The 17,211-nt window shown below is 67.1% G+C and carries 18 protein-coding genes; 10 read left to right on the forward strand and 8 right to left on the reverse strand.

The features are described 5' to 3' along the window. Positions 1-355: 355 nt before the first annotated feature. Entirely contained in the window at positions 356-2,014 is a 1,659-nt protein-coding gene (locus tag JF52_RS0111760) for a zinc-ribbon domain-containing protein (RefSeq protein ID WP_160175061.1), read from the forward strand. Between the two features lie 188 nt (positions 2,015-2,202). On the opposite strand, the gene JF52_RS0111765 is transcribed toward JF52_RS0111760, so the two are convergent. Then, complete coding sequence (locus JF52_RS0111765; RefSeq protein ID WP_033106765.1) at positions 2,203-2,655, reverse strand: GNAT family N-acetyltransferase; 453 nt, start codon at positions 2,653-2,655, stop codon at positions 2,203-2,205. Between the two features lie 90 nt (positions 2,656-2,745). Here JF52_RS0111765 and JF52_RS0111770 point away from each other — a divergent pair, with 90 nt between their 5' ends. The 4 genes from JF52_RS0111770 to JF52_RS0111785 all read left to right on the forward strand — a co-directional run bounded on the left by JF52_RS0111770 (position 2,746) and on the right by JF52_RS0111785 (position 5,558). Then, the gene (locus tag JF52_RS0111770; RefSeq protein WP_033106766.1) at positions 2,746-3,822 is read left to right on the forward strand and encodes an IS30 family transposase; all 1,077 of its coding nucleotides are present in this window, start codon (positions 2,746-2,748) and stop codon (positions 3,820-3,822) included. Between the two features lie 48 nt (positions 3,823-3,870). After that, positions 3,871-4,311 carry a DoxX family protein gene (locus JF52_RS0111775; RefSeq protein ID WP_052167005.1) on the forward strand — a complete coding sequence of 147 codons (441 nt, stop codon included), beginning with the start codon at positions 3,871-3,873 and terminating at the stop codon, positions 4,309-4,311. Positions 4,312-4,342: 31 nt separating this feature from the next. Next, positions 4,343-5,272, forward strand: coding sequence for an aldo/keto reductase (locus JF52_RS0111780; RefSeq protein WP_033106960.1), 930 nt, complete (start codon positions 4,343-4,345; stop codon positions 5,270-5,272). A 76-nt stretch (positions 5,273-5,348) separates the two neighbouring features. Beyond that, a complete protein-coding gene (locus JF52_RS0111785) occupies positions 5,349-5,558 on the forward strand; it encodes a hypothetical protein (RefSeq protein WP_033106768.1) in 210 nt (69 codons plus the stop codon). Between the two features lie 6 nt (positions 5,559-5,564). On the opposite strand, the gene JF52_RS0111790 is transcribed toward JF52_RS0111785, so the two are convergent. Then, positions 5,565-6,167 carry a GNAT family N-acetyltransferase gene (locus tag JF52_RS0111790; RefSeq protein WP_033106769.1) on the reverse strand — a complete coding sequence of 201 codons (603 nt, stop codon included), beginning with the start codon at positions 6,165-6,167 and terminating at the stop codon, positions 5,565-5,567. A 35-nt stretch (positions 6,168-6,202) separates the two neighbouring features. Here JF52_RS0111790 and JF52_RS0111795 point away from each other — a divergent pair, with 35 nt between their 5' ends. Both JF52_RS0111795 and JF52_RS0111800 read left to right on the forward strand, forming a co-directional pair. Next, positions 6,203-6,586, forward strand: coding sequence for a PLD nuclease N-terminal domain-containing protein (locus JF52_RS0111795; protein WP_033106770.1), 384 nt, complete (start codon positions 6,203-6,205; stop codon positions 6,584-6,586). Next, positions 6,583-7,557, forward strand: a complete 975-nt coding sequence (locus JF52_RS0111800; protein ID WP_033106771.1) for an epimerase — start codon at positions 6,583-6,585, stop codon at positions 7,555-7,557. The genes JF52_RS0111795 and JF52_RS0111800 overlap by 4 nt, the downstream gene beginning before the upstream one ends. Here JF52_RS0111800 and JF52_RS0111805 read toward each other — a convergent pair whose 3' ends face one another. From JF52_RS0111805 to JF52_RS17490, 6 genes are read right to left on the reverse strand one after another with little or no spacing between them, the layout of a single operon-like run. After that, positions 7,558-8,511: an epimerase gene (locus JF52_RS0111805; RefSeq protein ID WP_033106772.1), complete on the reverse strand. Its 954-nt coding sequence runs from the start codon at positions 8,509-8,511 to the stop codon at positions 7,558-7,560. Positions 8,512-8,525: 14 nt separating this feature from the next. Beyond that, positions 8,526-9,518, reverse strand: coding sequence for an NYN domain-containing protein (locus JF52_RS0111810; protein ID WP_033106773.1), 993 nt, complete (start codon positions 9,516-9,518; stop codon positions 8,526-8,528). Then, positions 9,511-10,512 (reverse strand): Gfo/Idh/MocA family protein, encoded by a 1,002-nt coding sequence (locus tag JF52_RS0111815; protein ID WP_033106774.1) that lies wholly within the window; start codon positions 10,510-10,512, stop codon positions 9,511-9,513. The genes JF52_RS0111810 and JF52_RS0111815 overlap by 8 nt, the downstream gene beginning before the upstream one ends. A gap of 4 nt (positions 10,513-10,516) precedes the next feature. Further along, positions 10,517-11,575, reverse strand: coding sequence for an LLM class flavin-dependent oxidoreductase (locus tag JF52_RS0111820; RefSeq protein ID WP_033106775.1), 1,059 nt, complete (start codon positions 11,573-11,575; stop codon positions 10,517-10,519). A gap of 50 nt (positions 11,576-11,625) precedes the next feature. Then, positions 11,626-12,918, reverse strand: a complete 1,293-nt coding sequence (locus JF52_RS0111825) for an O-acetylhomoserine aminocarboxypropyltransferase/cysteine synthase family protein (RefSeq protein WP_033106776.1) — start codon at positions 12,916-12,918, stop codon at positions 11,626-11,628. Continuing rightward, positions 12,915-13,622, reverse strand: a complete 708-nt coding sequence (locus JF52_RS17490) for an alpha/beta hydrolase (RefSeq protein ID WP_033106777.1) — start codon at positions 13,620-13,622, stop codon at positions 12,915-12,917. Before JF52_RS17490 ends, JF52_RS0111825 begins: the two co-directional genes overlap by 4 nt. Positions 13,623-13,742: 120 nt before the next feature. Between JF52_RS17490 and JF52_RS0111835 the strand changes: the two genes are divergently transcribed. From JF52_RS0111835 to JF52_RS0111845, 3 genes are read left to right on the forward strand one after another with little or no spacing between them, the layout of a single operon-like run. Further along, positions 13,743-15,263, forward strand: coding sequence for an ABC transporter substrate-binding protein (locus tag JF52_RS0111835; RefSeq protein WP_033106778.1), 1,521 nt, complete (start codon positions 13,743-13,745; stop codon positions 15,261-15,263). After that, the gene (locus JF52_RS0111840; protein ID WP_033106779.1) at positions 15,263-16,207 is read left to right on the forward strand and encodes an ABC transporter permease; all 945 of its coding nucleotides are present in this window, start codon (positions 15,263-15,265) and stop codon (positions 16,205-16,207) included. The genes JF52_RS0111835 and JF52_RS0111840 overlap by 1 nt, the downstream gene beginning before the upstream one ends. Further along, on the forward strand, positions 16,204-17,067 hold the full coding sequence (locus tag JF52_RS0111845; protein ID WP_052167007.1) for an ABC transporter permease: 864 nt from the start codon (positions 16,204-16,206) through the stop codon (positions 17,065-17,067). The genes JF52_RS0111840 and JF52_RS0111845 overlap by 4 nt, the downstream gene beginning before the upstream one ends. Positions 17,068-17,211 lie beyond the last annotated feature (144 nt).

The following is a 17,211-nucleotide window of genomic DNA, read 5'->3' on the forward strand; positions in this document are numbered from 1 at the left end:
ACTCAAGCACCGCGCGTCGCTCGCAGCGTCGGCGTTTTCCGACTGCTCTCAGCGCTCATATGAACGGGCCGTCGAGCTCCTTGGTGGCTTGGCAGAGGGCACGTTTGGCAATCAGCGCACCGAGCGTCCGGCCTTCTGCGATGGAGTCGGATGCGAGTGCGCGCGGCCAATCGCAGAGAAGAGATCCCTCTGTATCCAGTGCGCGAAAGGTGAACGAGTCGGTCTCGCCGACAACCTCGAGCCTTTCGTCTGCACGCGACATCAGCGGTGGACAGGCCCAGATGCCGGAGTGACCAGGCAACTATCCGTCAGGGATTTGCCTTCGTTTACCCGCGCTGCGCTTCATCACCGCAGAATGCTACGTGCCGACCGTTTCGACGCTCTCCGCTTCCGAACGCTTTGGGCAATCCTCACTGAAGCCTACGCGGATGGCACACTGAGGCCGCCGGAGGTTGCTCTCGAGTCGGACTGGCGTTTCAGCGCCGACCATCATGGGGGCGCCATCGTGTATCCGTCCGCCCTTGTTCTGTATGAACTCCTCGAAGACCCCAGGGTGCTCGGCGACGTCTTGGACCCGAGGAACGATCTTGACGCCGTCGAGTCGAAGCTGGCCATGCTCGTCGAAGATGCTGTGCGCGGGCGTTGGGAGCCGGAGCTGGTGCGCAGGATCCGGTACAGCTTGAGATCGGACTTCTACCGCGTTGCGCTCGCCACCACGCCCGGCTGGCACGACGGGCCGTGCACGAACTATCCGCCTCCTCGCGTCGCTCCGCACGACCGTGACCTCTCAACCATCGACTTTCGTCGATGGCCGACGGAACGAGCGGGCATCGCGCCGGGTTTCCCCGGCTTCGACTGTGCGAAGTCGCCGCTGTACATCGTCCCGGAAGACGGCTCGAGGTTTCGGTACGAGTTCTGGTACGAAGTGCGGGGACGACGTTTCGAGGAACTGAAACGAGGTCAGAGTGAGCTGTCGACGTGGATCTGCAGAGCGGGCCACCTATCCCGTGCTCTGCTGGGCACTCGAAATCGGTCGGGAAGAATGGGGTGCGGACTTTGTGTTGGACGCGAAGCAGTTCCGGGAGTGACTGACATCGCAACCACACACCCCGATGCCTTCGAGTCTTGGGACCACGGTGCCAACCTTGTGCGCGGCCTCAGATACTGGGAGCAAACGGCTGGCCGGGATCGGGTGGCGGCTTGGCGGTGCAACGAGGGGCACACGTTCGAGCGACCCATTAACAAATTCCTGGCGGATTCGCACTGCACACGCTGTGAGGTTCCGAACCAGCGACGGGTCAATTTGAGGTTGGAGTTCACGGAGTTCCTCCCATGGTGGGATCACGAGCGGAACGCCGACCATGACCTCGAACACTTCGCGATGTACTGGGACGTCGTAGCCTGGCGATGTCCGAAAGACAACCATCCGTTCAAGTACACGCTCCAAGACCTACAACGGCGGGGTGGGCGCTGTCCGGTGTGTACACACCGCCAGCTCGTCCCCGGCGTGAACGACCTGCAGACCCTAAATCCGGACGTGGCAGAGGAGTTCTCGTTAGCGTTGAACGGGGGGATAACGCCCGACCAAGTCTGGCCGGCGACGCCGACGTCTTACCTGTGGGTGTGCAAGAAAAAGGGCCACGTCTATCCGTGCTCGCCACGCGAGCGCACGGTCCTCGGTATCGGATGTACTCAGTGCACCGGAAGACAGATCACTCGCGGCGAAACAGATTTCGGAACTATCCGACCCAACGTCGCCGCTCGCTGGCACGCAATCGCGAACGGATCGCTCACGCCCTTCGACGTGCACCCAGGCTCACCCCGGCTTGTGTACTGGACTTGTCTCTGCGACAAACCGTACAAGTCGGAGGTTCGGTACATGAGAGTGGATCGCTACTGCCGGAGGTGCACTGACGAGCTTCGCAGGTGGGCGAAAGAGCAGGGCGTCGGCCTGGATCAGTTATCCACAGGCCAGGATGTCGAGATGCGCGACGAGAATGACCGAGCGGCGTGAGATCGAATTGCAAGTTAGGTCGCAGCGATGAGCGGGTGGGGCGCCGCGGAAACATCGCTGCAAGAAAGGGCGGGAGTTGAACGAACGCGGACGAAACTACATCGCTGACTCAGCCGAGACCCCGGCGAAACAGCTGGTCAGAGGCCCGGATCCGCGAAATCTCGCGGGTTCGGGCCTCTTTCGTGGCATCACTGAGGTCGAACTGCGAGCGTCATCGGGATGTGCGGGATGTCGTCCTCTTCGTACGGGCTGCCGGAGCGGACGAACCCGAACCGCTCGTACCAGTGCTCGAGGTGTGTCTGCGCGTCGAGATGGATATGAAGGCCGGGCTCCAGGTCTCGGCATCGCTCGATCGCTGCACGCATGAGTTCGGCGGCGTATCCGCGTCCGCGGGCCGATTCAGCGGTGGCCACGCGCCCGATCCGGATTGCCGTGTCATCCCGAAGGATCCGCAGGGTCGCCACGATCGCGCCGCCTTCCTCGCACCAGAGAAGCTCAGCGCCGGTCTCGATGTCGCGCCCGTCCACTTCGGGATAGGCGGCTTTCTGTTCGACGACGAAGACGCTCACGCGCAGCCAGAGGATGCGATACAAGGTGACGGGATCGATCTCGGACACGGCGGCGCGGCGGAATTCAGGCACCTGCCGACCGTATCCCCGAGTTCTGAACGGAAGCGCAACACCTCGTAGGTTGTGGTTATTCACACTCACGGCCTGAAGGGTTGCGCTTCCTTGACCGCACATTACCGTCATCTGACTCTTGAAGACCGGATCGAGATCGAGCGGCTGCTCGAGAAGGGCACCAGCCTGGCGGAGATCGCCCGCCAGATCGGCGTGCACCGCTCCACCATCAGCCGGGAACGCCGCCGCGGATCGTGGCAGCCCGAACATGATCACGCGAACCTGCGCCCGTACCTGCGCAACCGACTCGATACCCGCGGCCCGCACGAGCGGCTATATCTGGGCGGGCAGGCGCAGCTGCACGCCGATACCCGCACGGCGCGTTCGCACCAGCCGTACCGGATGCTCCACGACCAGCTCGTGGATTGGGTGATCTCCGCACTTCGGCGCGGGTGGACCCCGGCGGAGATCTCCGGGCGGCTGCCGCTCGAGTTCCCCGACGATGCACGGATGCGCGTCGGAGTCGAGACGCTCTACGCATGGATCTACGCCCCCGAGCAGAAGCACCGACAGCTCTGGCAGTACCTGCCTCGCGGGCAGCGCAAGCGCCGCCGCCGACAGGGCCGGCGGGTGCATTCCGAGCGGATCAAGTGGCGCACCTCGATCCACGAGCGCCCCGCCCTGGTCGAGGACCGTATCGAGTTCGGGCACTGGGAATCCGACAGCGTCCTCGGTCTGCGCGGCACCGGTGGGCTGCACACCACCGTGGAACGCCGCGCCCGGTACCTGCAGGCCGTGAAGATCCCCGCCATCGCCGCCGCGCCCACCATCGACGCGCAGCTGAGCGTGTACTCGCCGCTACCCGCCCACGCCGTCCGCTCCGTGACGGCGGACAATGGGTCCGAGTTCGCGTTCCACTACCAACTCCCCGACGCCCTCGCCATCCCGACCTACTTCGCCGACCCGTACTCGGCATGGCAGCGGGGCACGAACGAGCACTTCAACGGCCGCATCCGCAAATACCTCCCGAAAGGCACCAGCTTCGAAGACCTCACCCAAACAGACCTCGACGAGATCGTCACCGAGATCAACAACCGACCCCGCCGAGTCCTCGGCTGGGCAACCCCCGCCGAGATCTTCAACGAACTATGCTCAAGCCAAGCCACACCACGTTGCACCTCGAACTAGAACCCGGGATCGCGCCGGCACGGGCGCGCAGCGCGTAGGCTCCTTGAAATGGGCAGACGAGGACTCCGCGTGAGCAGCAATCGACTGATCAACGCGCGCAGCGTCGCACGTTGGATCCTCGCCGCAGTCCTCACGACGACCGGCGTCGGGCACCTCACCTGGGGCAGGCGCGGCTTCCGCATCACCGTGCCCGATTGGGCGACCCGACTGCTGCGCCTCGACAAAGACGCGATCGTGGTCGCGTCAGGAGTCGTGGAACTCGCACTTGCGGGAGCACTTGTCGCGCTTCCCAAGGAGCGCACGCGCGTCGGCTGGGCGGTGGCGGCGTTCTTCGTCGCCGTGTTCCCGGGCAACGTGCATCAGTGGCGCACCGGACGGTCGGCGCCGATGCTCGACACCGATGGCCGGCGTCTCTTCCGACTGTTCCTCCAGCCGCTCCTCGTGCTCTGGGCGCTGTGGAGCACCAGCGGGCCGTCCGGGCGCCGCTGACATCCGAAGACCGGCGCGATACGGTGTGCTCATGAAGACCGTGCCGTTCGGAACCTCGTCCGCCCCAGCCGTCGTCGCCGGAATGATGCGCATCAAGGACAAGGAGGATGCGCAGATCCGCGAGCTCTACGCCTCCGCCCGAGAAGCAGGGATCGACTTCTTCGACCATGCCGACATCTACGGCGGTCGAATGCACGCGTGCGAGGAGCGCTTCGCCCAAGCGCTGACGCTGTCGCCGGCAGAACGCGATGAGATCACCATCCAGACGAAGTGCGGGATCGTCCCGCAGGACGGCACGTTCGACTTCTCCTACGAGCACATCCTGCGCCAGGTCGACGGATCGCTGCGTGCGCTGGACACCGACCGGATCGACGTGCTCCTGCTGCATCGCCCCGATGCTCTCGTCGAACCGGAGGAAGTGGCTCGCGCATTCGACGAACTCGAGGCGTCGGGAAAAGTGCGCGCCTTCGGCGTCTCCAACCACACGCCCCGCCAGATCGACCTGCTGCGCACTGCTGTGACGCAGCCGCTGGTCGCCAATCAGCTCCAGCTCTCGCTGACCCAGGCGCCGATCATCGCGCAGGGCATCGCGGCGAACATGAGCGGGGCCGACCAGGCCCTCACCCGTGACGGCGGAGGAGTGCTGGAGTACTGCCGCATCAACGCGATCACCATCCAGGCATGGTCGCCGATGCAGGCCGCGGCGGGTGCCGGCACGTTCGTCGGCAATCCGGACTACGCCGAGCTGAACGACGTTCTCGATCGGCTCGCCGATCTGCACGGCGTCACGCCCACCGGAATCGCGGTCGCCTGGATCACGAGGCATCCCGCGAACATGCAGGTCGTGATGGGCACCACCACGCCGGAGCGCCTGAAGGCTGCGGCGGAGGGATCCGACGTCGCTCTCACCCGTCCCGAGTGGTACGAGCTGTTCCGGGCCGCGGGGCATCTCGTTCCGTAGGGCTCATCGCGACAGCATCCGGCGCCGTCGCCCCGGCGCGGTAGGCTGGACACGGCATTCACAACAGGAGGCAACCGTGATCATCAGCTTCATCGTCTACTTGGTGCTCTTCATCGGCGGCATCGTGCTGATGGGCATCTCGCACGGCCTTCCTGATTTCCAGGCACTCGTCTTCTGTGCCGGCCTCGCAGCATTCTGCCTGTCGATGGCGTGGATCATGCGCGCGGGCCGCAGCGGAGCCACCCGCCGCTCGGGCAACTGGGATGACGGCCCTTCGACGAGCTGAGCTCGCTCAGGCGTGTTTCGCCAGCCGCGCCTCGAGGTTCGCCTTCACCGCCGGCCACTCCGGCTCGATGATGGAGAACTCGACGGAGTCGCGCAACGCACCGTTGCGGTAGCGCGAGATCGCCCGCATCACGCCATCCTGCTTGGCGCCGAGGCGTTCGATCGCCGCACGTGACTGGAAGTTCACCCACTGGGTGGTCAACCCCACGCGGAACACGCCCAGCGTCTCGAACGCGTGCGTGAGCAGCAGCAGCTTCGACTCAGCGTTCGTGCCGGTGCCGTGCGCGGTCGGGCGGTTCCAGGTGTACCCGATGTGCAGTCGCGGCACGTCCGCGACCAGGTCGTAGTACGTCGTCATCCCGATCACACGACCGGATGCGTCGAAGGCGGTGAACGGCACCATCTCGCCCTTCTCGGCGAGTGCGAGCCTGCGATCGATCTCGGCGGCGACGCCGTCAGGGGCGGGGACGGACGTGTACCACGCCGTCTGCCACAGGTCGTTCTCCTGCACGGCTTCGATGAGACCGTCGCGGTGCGAGCGGTCCAACGGCTGCAGTTCGACCAGTCGTCCGGTCAGGGTCACGGGGCCGGGCGTGGTGCGAAAATCCATGGCGCCATTCTACGAGCGGCGGCTAGGGTGAAAGCATGCCGTTCATCTCGATCCTCGTCATCGCACTGATGATCTTCGCGCTGATCGACGTCATCACGCGCGACGATTCGCAGGTGAAGCACCTGCCGAAGATGGTCTGGGTCATCATCGTCATCCTGCTGCCGCTGATCGGCAGCGCACTCTGGTTCGGTCTCGGCCGCGAATATGCCGGCGGCGGCATATCGATGCCGCGGATGCCGCGACGCACTGCCGCACCGATGACGCAGACGCCACCTGCAACGCAGACCTGGACGCCGCCGACAGAGGCCCGCACGACGGAACAGCAGATCGCCGACCTCGACCGAGAGATCGCGGAGTGGGAACTGCGTCAGCAGATCGAGGCGCGCAAGCGCGAGCACGGCGAACCGGACACGGCGTGACCGGCGCACGGCGCGCCGTCCTCGGCGGGGGAAGCGGTGCGCTCGGCAGCGCACTCGCTCGCGCTCTCACCGACGACGGATACGACGTGCGGGTGATCGGTCGCAACGGCCCCGATGCGCGGTGGGATGACCCCGATGGCATCGTGCGTCTCGTCGATGGCGCGGAGCTCGTGATCGGGCTCGCCGGAAAGTCGGTGAACACCCGTTACACCGACGCGAACCGTGACGAGATCCTACGCTCCCGGGTGGACACCACCCGCGCGCTGAACGAGGCGATCGCCCGTGCCGAGCATCCGCCGCTCGTGTGGATGAACGCGAGCACGGCGACCCTGTACCGCTACGCCCTCGATCGTCCGCAGACCGAGAAGGACACCGACTTCGACACCGGATTCTCGCCCGATGTCGGACGCAACTGGGAGGCCGAGCTCTTCCGCGGTGATCTGCCAGGGACACGCCGCATCGCGCTGCGCACCACGATCGTGCTCGGCGAAGGCCCTGTCGGCGACGTGCTCTTCCATCTCGCACGGTTCGGGATCGGCGGCCCGCAGCACGACGGATGGTGGTTCCCGCATCGCCGATACCGCGGAATCGGCCCGCATCCGACCGAGCATCGGCAGTCCGGCATCCGCTCTCATGGACGTCAGCGGTTCAGTTGGATCCACATCGACGACTTCGTCGGCGCGATCCGGTTCCTCCTCGACCATCCTGAGATCGACGGGCCGGTCAACATGGCGGCGCCCGGTGCGGTCGAGAACCGCGAACTCATGGCCGCGCTGCGGCGCACCGTCGGCATGCCGTTCGGTCTGCCGGCGTGGCGATTCATGCTCGAGCCGGCGATGTGGGTGCTGCGTACAGAGCCCGAGCTCATCCTGAAGAGTCGCTGGGTCGAGCCGGGTGTGCTCTCAGACGCTGGATACGAGTTCGCTCATCCAGAACTCGGGGAAGCGCTCCGCGACATCCGCGGGAGCTGATCAGCCGAAGGACGCCCGCACTGCTGGTTCGAGCGTCGGATAGGTGAACTCGAACCCGGCGTCCGTGAGCTTCTCGGGAAGCACCCACCGGCTCTTCAGGATCAGCTCGGTCTCGGTTCGGATGCCGATGGCGCCCAGCTCCAGCATCCACCGGGGCATCGGCGGGCCGATCCGCACGCCGAGAACCCGTCGAACCGTCGCCATGAATGTGGTGTTGTCCACTGGATGCGGGGCCGCCGCATTGACCGGCCCTTCCAACTCGGGATGATCCTCGATGAAGTCGATGATCCGGCCGATGTCGTCGAGATGCACCCAACTGAACCTCTGTCGACCGTGCTTCGCACCGGGCAGATGCGCGGTCCCGGCGGCTCGTCGAGCTTTCGACGCCGGCCACCACCCGTCGTGCTGGGCGCCGCCCAGACCGATTCTGGCGAGATTCCTCAGTGGCCCGAGCACGCCGCCGTCGCCGAGCACGATGGTGCTGCGCAGTGCCACTCGTCGAGTGCCACGAAGCTCCTCGGCGAAGAGTGCGTCCTCCCACGCCTTTGCGACCTCCACTGAGAACCCGGTGCCCGTCTCTCCGCCGTCCTCTGTCATGGGTCGGTCCTCAGCGTGACGGTAGATCGTCGCGGTCGAGGAGTTCGCCCATACGGGTGGCGGGTCGGCGGCAGCTCTGATCGCAGAGCTGAGCGTTGCCGTGGTGTCGAGACGCGAACGGAAGATCTCCGCCCGGTTCTCCGGGGTGTAGCGGCAGTTCACGCTCTTGCCGGCGAGCCCGATCACGAGGGCTGCACCGTCGACGGCCTGCTCGATTCCGGCCCGATCGTCCCAGCGCAGGTCGGCGCCGGAGCGCGAGACCGTGACGAGTTCTCGCCCCTCAGCGCGATACTTCTGCTGCAGGTGCTGTCCCATGAAGCCGGACGACCCGCCGATCACCACCCGCCCGGAACTCACGCGACGCCGCCCGCTCAGCGCTCGCGCAGACGCACCAGCCGCTCGTGCCCTGTCTCCTCGAGTTCCGTGATCTCGTCGCGGGACTTGAGGAAGTCGGAGAACGAGCGGTAGCCGAGGGCCTTCTCGCTGAACGACGGATCCATGCGGCGCATGTGTGTCTTCACCGCCGAGCTGTGCAGCCACTCGTCGGCGTCCGCCTTGTCGTGGCCGAGGCGCAGTGCGCGCTCGAGCAGCAGCGTCGCCTCGTCCTGCTCGGTGAGTGCCGTGGTCTCGATCTCAGGCGGCGCGGTCTCCGCCTCGGTGGGTTTGGTCGCCTTCTTGGCACGCGTCCGCGGGGCCTTGGCCTTCGCCGGTGCTTCTGCATCGGCATCCGCTTCGGTTTCCGTCTTCGGAGCCGCGGCGACCGGTTCCGGCTTGGCCGCGACCTTCTTGACCGCCGGACGCACGACGCCGGGCAGCGAGTCGTACGACTCGAACTCGTCGCATGCCGCGGCCAGCGACTTCGCGGTGGAACCGGCCACGCCGACGCCGATCACGTAGCGACCGAGGCGCTTGCAGCGCTGGGCGAGCGGCACGTAGTCGCTGTCGCCGGCGACGAGCACCACGTGGGTCAGGTCGGAGAGTCGGAACATGTCTTCCACGGCATCCACGGCGAGGCGGATGTCTGCGCCGTTCTTGGCGTACGCCGCTGCAGGGAACAGCTGCACGAGGTCCACGGCGCGTGCGACGAGCTGCGAGCGGTACTCCGCGTTGACGGGAGAAGACCAGTCGGCGTAGGCGCGGGTGAGCACCAGCGTGCCGAACGACGCCGCGTAGTCGATGATCGCGCCGACCTCGATCATCGCCGCTTTGAGCCGCTCGACGACCTCCGGGTCGTGCGGGTTCTCGGCGATGCGCTGGCGATCCTTGCCGTAGGCGTTGCGGCCGTGGACGCGGTCGTACCAGGAGATGACGATGTTGTCGAAGTCCAGATAGACGGCGACGCGGGGATCCTGGGTGTCAGCCATGGTTGCGCTCCTCACCGGGGTAGCTCACGCCGATCTGTGCGCGGATCTGGTCCAGCGTTCCCATGATGGCGACGCTCTCCGCGACGGGAAGGGGCAGCAGACCGCCCGCGACGTCACCGGCGGCCACCGCACCTTCGGCGGCGAGTGCCTGGAACTGCATGCCGCGCCCCTCGACCTCGGAGGTGTAGGTCTCGCGCACCGTGCCGTCCGGCGCGACCACGCGGAACGTCGTCGGCATGTACCAGACCCGATCGATGTCGATCCGCGCCTCGGTGCCGATGATGGATGCGGCATTCGGCCCGGCCGCCCTGGACGATGACAGGCTCGTGGAGACCGCGCCCCCCTCGTGCGTCATGATCGTCGCGACCTCGGAGTCGGCGCCGGTCTCGACCAGCCGCGCGGTGGCCTGGATGCTGGTCGGTGCGCCGAGCACGTCCCAGATGAACGAAATCGGATATATGCCGAGATCGAGCAGGGCACCACCGCCGAGCTTCAGATCGTTGAGGCGATGCGCGGGGTCGGAGCTGATGAGCTGCGTGTGATCGGCCGTGACGGCGCGGATCTCGCCGAGGGCGCCTTCCGCGAGCAGTTCACGGATACGGACCATGTGCGGCAGATAGCGCGTCCACATCGCCTCCATCGCCAACAGGCCGCGTTCGGCGGCGATGCGCTGCAGATCCTCCGCCTCGGTGCGGTTGACGGTGAACGCCTTCTCGACGAGCACGTGCTTGCCGTTCTCGAGAGCGAGCTTCGCGTGGGCGTGGTGCATCGGATGCGGCGTGGCGACGTAGATGATGTCGACGTCGGGATCCGCGACCAGCGCCTTGTACGACGGGTGGGCGTGCGGGATGTCGAACTTCGCGGCGAACTCGTCGGCGGAGGATTGCGAGCGCGAGCCGACGGCGACGAGATCACGCCCTGAGGTGCGCAGATCAGAAGCGAAGGCGGACGCGATGCCGCCGGTTGCGAGGATTCCCCAGCGAAGACCAGTCATGTTCTCAGCGTAGAGCAGTCGCGAGCGCCTCCTGCGGCACGAGCGGGAAGACCTGCTCGGCGATGCGCTCGAGCTCCTCGTCCAGCGGCGATGCCTGGATCAGCAGCAGCGTGATGCCGGCCTCGGCGTAGTCGTTGATGCGCTCGGCGACCTGCTCGGCGGTGCCGACGAGGTTCGGGCGCAGCCCCCGCGTGCCGACGGAATACTCGCGGCGGCTGACATCGAGCGACAGCTTCGAGTTCGTGACGAACTCCTCGAACGAGGCATAGCCAGGGGAATCAGGGTCCACCGTCGTGATCCGGTCGAGCTCGCGCTGCGCCTCTGCTTCGGTGTCGCGGACGATCACGTAGGCAGGCATCCCGAACTCGGCGATCGGACGGCCGTGGATCCGCTCTGAGCGGGCGTTCATGTCGGCGACGTTGCTGCGCACCTCGTCGAGCGTGCCGCCATGCATGACGTAGGCGTCCGCGAAGTCGGCGATGGCTTCGCGCCCTGCGTCGCTCTCACCACCGGCGAAGACCACGGGATGCGCCTGAGGCTTAGGCTCGACGATCGTGCCGTCGAACTCGTAGTGATCGCCCGCGTACGAGAACGGCGTCTGCTCCCACAGCCCGTTCAGAACCTCGACGAACTCCTTCGCCTGCGTGTACCGCTCGTCGTGCGCGGGGAAGTTGCCGCCGAACTGCCGGGCCTCCTCTGCCCACCACGCGGCCACGACGTTCAACGACACCCGTCCCGGCGCGATGCTGTCGAGCGTGCTGACCGTTTTGGCGAGCACCGCGGGCAGGTGGAAGCCGGGGCGTACGGCTGTCATCACGCGAAGGCGATCCGTGACGGCGAGGATCGCGGCCGACAGCGACCACGCCTCCAGGCTCGGCGCCTCGACGCCCTTGCGGTCGTTGAGATACAACTCCGGCACGAGCGTGGTGTGGAAGCCGAGCAGGTCGGCCTTCACCGAGACCTCGCGGATGTGCTCCCACGTCGCGGCCATCCGCCCCTCGTCAGTGACGTTGCGCAGGAATCCGCCGTATACGGGTGTCCAGTATCCGAGATTGATGCTCATGATGTCTCCTGGTCGGGTGCGCCGCGTGGCGCTGCGGGTGAGGGCGATGCTCAGATGTGCGCGAGCGCGCGGTCGAGGTCGGCGATGAGGTCGGCGGGATCTTCCAGACCGGCGCTCAGGCGGATGGTGTTCAGTGAGATGCCCGCGGCGGCGCGCTGGGCGGCGTTCAGGTGCGAATGCGTCATCGACGCCGGATGCGAGACGAGGCTGCGGGCATCGCCGATGTTCGCGACCAGGCGGAAGACCTCGAGGGAATCGACCACCTGAGCGACGCGGGCCTGAGCCCCGGCATCCTCGACACCCGCGAGATCGAACGAGAGCACAGACGGCGCACCCCGCGGCAGGTAGCGTTCGGCGAGCGCGTGCCAGCGGTTGCCGGCGAGTCCGGGGTGGTGGACGGCGGCCACCTTCGGATGCTGCGCCAGGTGCTCGGCGATCGTCAGCGCTGTCGCGCTCTGACGCGAAACCCTCAGGTCGAGCGTCTCGATGCCCTGGAGGATCTGCCACGCGTTGAACGGCGAGAGGGACGGCCCGAGATCGTGCACGTACTTGGACTTCACCAGAGCCGCGAACGCCTGTCCGATCCCGAAGCGCTCCCACAGCACGAGTTCGCCGAACCGCGGGTACGGTGCCGTGAACTGCGGCCACCGCTCGGGCTGCGCGCCGAAGTCGAATGACCCCTGATCGACCACGACGCCGCCGAGCGATGTGCCGTGGCCGGAGAGGAACTTGGTCGCGGAGTGCACGACGAAGTCGGCGCCGTACTCGCCGGGGCGGATCAGGTACGGCGTGCCGACCGTGTTGTCGATCACCAGCGGAACACCGGCGGCATGGGCGATATCGGCGACGAGACGGAAGTCGAGCACCTGGGCGATCGGATTGGCGACCGATTCCGCGAACAGCGCGCGCGTGCTCGGGCGGATCGCGGCGCGCCACGCTTCCGCGTCGTCCTGGTCGACGAACGTCACCGCGATGCCGAAGTCGTCGAAAGTGTCCTGGAACAGGTCGACGGTGCCGCCGTACAGCTGGTTCGCCGACACGATGTGACCGCCAGGGCCGACCAGCGCCATCAAGGTGACAGCGACGGCCGCCTGGCCCGACGCGACCGCGACCGCGGATGAGCCGCCCTCCAGTGCGGCGACGCGCTCTTCGAGCACCTGCTGGGTGGGGCTGGCGTTGCGGCTGTACAGGTTCCCTGCCCGTCGCAGCGCGAACAGGTCGGCGGCGTCGGCGAGCGAGGCGAACTCGTAGGCGGCGGTCTGATAGATCGGCGGAACCGCGCTGTTCTGCGGGACGCCGGTCGTGTAACCGCCCTGCACCTGCTGCGTCGCGAAGGCGGTCATGCGGCGGACGCCCCCACCGCTCCCTGAGCCTGCCGAAGGGGCCGCACGACAGGGGCGTGCACGTCGCCGCCGCGCAGCCGCTCGAGCCACAGCACGATGGACGCCGCGACGCTGCGATGCGACTGGTCGTTCAGTGCGTCGTGCAGGCCGTCGACGGTCTCGATCAGTTCGAGGTCGGGCACCGCGCTCAGCAGCGCGCCGGCCTCGGCGATGGGGGAGACCGCGTCCGCGGATCCGTGGAACGCGAGGATGGGCACGGCGATCGCCGCGAGGTCGGGTGCGGCCGGCGCCCGTTCGACGCTCGCGCTGGCAGTGCGCGATTCGGCCGTGCCGAGCACGCCGAGATGGACGGGGCACGCGGTGCGCTGCTCGTCGGTCGGCTCATCGGCGCCGTCGACCTCGACCGGTGTGCCGGCGACGATCGCACCGTCGGGCGTCTCTCCCTGGGAGAGCACGCGCAGAACGGCCGCCGCGCCGGTGTCGGAGCCGACCAGTACCGTCGGCAGGTCGTCGATTCCGGCGAGCCAGGTCGCCGCCGCGTCGGCATCCGCTTCGAAAACCGCCACCGTGTAGCCGTCGGCGCTGAGGCGCCTGCCGAAACGCTCGTACACGGGCGCGCGTTCGCCGCGACCGGTGACGACGGCGAGAACGCCTCTCACACGGGCTGGGGGCGTCCACAGGGCAGCGGGGGAACTCGTGGTCATGCGTCCATAGTGAGCGTTGAAAGGGTGCTGGCGACATGCATGTGTCGAACTGTTGCAGTCTGTGTCGTCCCGCATCGGTGCTGCTGGTTCGCGGCTTCGCAGCCTTCTACTTTCACATCCATGACTTCACGACACCCCTTCGCGTCACTTGCCGCTCTCAGCGTCGCAGCCCTCGCGTTCACCGGATGCGCCGCGTCTCAGGCCCCCGCCGACGACGGCAGCGGTACCACCTCGCTCACCTGGGGCTGGAACCTGCCCACCAGCTGGGACCCGGTGACCTCCACCGCCGGCTGGGATACGCACGCACTGGCGCTCGTGTACGACGGGCTCACGCAGCTCGACACCGAAGGCGAGCCTGTGCCGGGATTGGCCGAGTCGTGGGAGTACAACGCCGATGGCACAGCGATCACGTTCTACCTGCGCGAGGACGCCGCGTTCAGCGACGGCACCGCGGTCACGGCAGAGGCCGTGAAGCTCAACCTCGAGCGCGGGCGAGACCAGGAGAACTCCACCCTGGCCGGACAGCTGCGGATCATCACAGCAGTCGACGCCGTCGACGAACGCACCGTGACTGTGTATCTCGACCAGGCCGACTATCAGGTGCCGTACCTGTTCGCCGGCAAGACCGGATTCATCGTGAACCCGGCGGCTTTCGACGACGTCACCACTCTCGCGACGCAGCCAGAGGGGGCCGGCCCCTTCGCGTTGACCGAGTACGTGCCGAATGCGCGCGCGACGCTCGAGAAGAATGACGAGTACTGGAACGCCGATCACATCTTCATCGACGATCTGTCCGTCGTCCCGGTCGCAGACGACGCGACCGCGGTCGCCGGCGTGAAGACCGGGCAGTGGGATGTCGCGATCATCCCGGCTTCACAGGCGGAGGCCGCGGCATCCGCCGGTCTCGACATCGAGGAGATCAAGGCGCTCACGGTCAGGGCCCTGGATGTCAACGGCACGGTGGCACCGTTCGACGATCAGAGGGTGCTGCAGGCGATCAGCCATGCCACCGATCGTCAGGCGCTGATCGATTCGACGTACTTCGGGAGCGGCACCGCGAACTGGCAGCCGTTCCCGGACGGCTACGTGGCGCACAGTGAGGAGCTGGACGATCTTTATCCTTACGATGTCGAAACCGCGCAGGAACTGCTCGCCGAGGCAGGCTACCCGGACGGCATCGACATCACGCTCACACTCGGCGAGGACGACACGGCGCTCGCCGAACTGCTGCAGGCGCAGTGGGCCGAAGCGGGCATCCGCGTCACGCTGAACATGCAGGCCGGCGCCGCGATCTCGCAGAATTACGTGCAGCGCACTTTCCCGTTCGTGCTCGACAGCTATTCGGGTCGCCAGTCGCCGCTGCAGGCGCTCGAAGTGCTCTACGGGCCGGAAGGACTGATGAACCTCGGTCGCCAGACGCCGGCGGAGCTCACGGCGGCGATCGACAAGGCGCGCGCCACACCGACTGACGACCCCGCGTATGCCGAGACCATCCAGGACGCCGTCGAGGTCGGGGTGAAGCTGCAGCCGAACACTTTCCTGTTCAGCTGGCCGCGCATCCTCATCCATCCCGACAACATCACCGGCATCCGGCACTGGCTCGATGTGCAGCGCTGGGAAGACGTGAAGGTCGAGGGCTGATGGGCTCCGTGCTCACCACGCTCGGGACGGCGGTCACGGTCTTCGTGCTCGCAACCTTCGCCACCTTCGCGCTGGGGGCTGCGAGCGGATCCAACCCGGCAGCGGTCGCGCTGGGTGAGGTCGCCACTCAGGAGGACATCGATCGACTCAATCACGTCTTCGGGCTCGACCGTCCGTTCCTGGTGCGCTACCTCGACTGGATCTCCGGCGCGGTGACCGGCGACCTGGGGGCGAGCTGGTTCACGACCATCCCCGTGGCGGACAGCATCGCGCAGGCGTTCCCGGTGAGCCTGTCGATCGCCAGTGGAGCGATCCTGCTCGCGCTGGTGTTCGGATTCGCGGGAGGCCTCCTCGCCGCCACGAACCGCGGCGGTATCGTCGACCGCGCCGTGACCCTGCTGACCACCGTGTCGGCGACCGTCCCCGCATTCGTCGCGGCGATCGCGCTCATCCTGCTGTTCGCCTACGCGATCCCGATCTTCCCCGTCGCGGGATACGTGCCGCCGGAGCGGGATCTGGGCGGCTGGCTGCTGTGCCTCGTGCTGCCGGCTCTCGCATTGAGCCTGGATGCCGGCGCCGACATCGCCAGGCAGCTGCGCACATCGCTGGTCGGCACGCTGCAGGAGAACTTCATCATCGGCGCCCGCGTGCACGGTCTCGGCCCGGGCCGGATCGTGCTCAGGCACGCGCTGCCCATCGCGTCGACCCCCGCGTTGTCGGTGCTGGGCGTGCACGCTCCCCGGCTCGTCGGGGGAGCAGTGATCACCGAGGTGATCTTCGGAATGCCAGGACTCGGGCAGCTTGCCAACCGCGCAGCGCTGCAGGGCGACGTCCCCGTCGTGCAGGGCGTGCTGCTCATCACGATCGCGATGGTCATCGTCATCGGCGTGATCATCAACCTCGTCATCGCCCGCGCCGGCGGCACCGATCGGAGCGCTGCATGAACGCCCTTGCACGCCTGTGGGCAGCCGGATGGACCGTGCGCATCGCGATCCTCGTCATCATCGCCGTGTCCGTGATCGCGGTCGCCGGCCCCGCGCTGGCGCCGTACGATCCACTCGGGCAGGACACCGCGAACGCCCTGCAGGATTCGTCGCTCGCGCACGTGCTCGGTACTGACTATCTCGGCCGCGACGTGCTCTCGAGGCTCCTCGCAGCGGCGCCGGCCTCGCTGCTGAGCGCTCTCGGAGCGGCTCTCATCGGACTCGTGGTCGGAGCAGTGCCCGGCGCTCTCAGCGCCTTCGCACCCAGGGCCGGCGAATGGCTCTCGCTGCGCGTCGTGGACGCCCTGCTGTCGCTGCCGTTCATCCTGTTCGCGATCGTGTTCGCAGCGCTGCTCGGCAACGGCCTCGTCCAGGCGACGCTGGCGATCGGCATCCTGATCGCACCGAGCTTCTTCCGCATCGCGCGTGCGGCGACGCTGCGGGTACGCGACTCGCAGTACGTCGAGGCGGCCATGTTCCTCGGCGCATCGGCGTGGTGGGTGCTGCGTCGGCACGTGTGGCGTCAGGTCGCACCGAATCTCATTGTCGCTTCGGTCTCCGCGCTGGGCGGAGCGCTGCTCGCAGTCGCCTCGCTCACCTTTCTCGGCATCGGCGTGCAGCCGCCGGCGCCGACCTGGGGCGGGATGCTCTCGAGCGATCTCGGCTATCTCGGCCAGCGGCCGTTCGGTCCGGTGGCGCCTGCGCTCGCCATCATCATCACAGTCGGCGCGCTGAACCTGCTCGCGGACGCGGCCCGCGATGTGCTCGGAGCGGATGCCGTGACCGCACGCCCCGCACGCAAGGAGGTCGCCCATGTCTGAAGATCGACGCCGGGCCGCCGTCGCGCCGTTGCGTCTGACGGACGTTGTTGCATCTGACGGAGCATTTCCGGCAGAACCTCCGTCACATGCAACAACCTCCGCCGGGCGTAACACGCATGGGTCGGATTCCCGCCTGCTCCCGCC

This window comes from Microbacterium profundi (genome assembly GCF_000763375.1).
GTDB classification, from domain to species: Bacteria; Actinomycetota; Actinomycetes; order Actinomycetales; family Microbacteriaceae; genus Microbacterium; species Microbacterium profundi.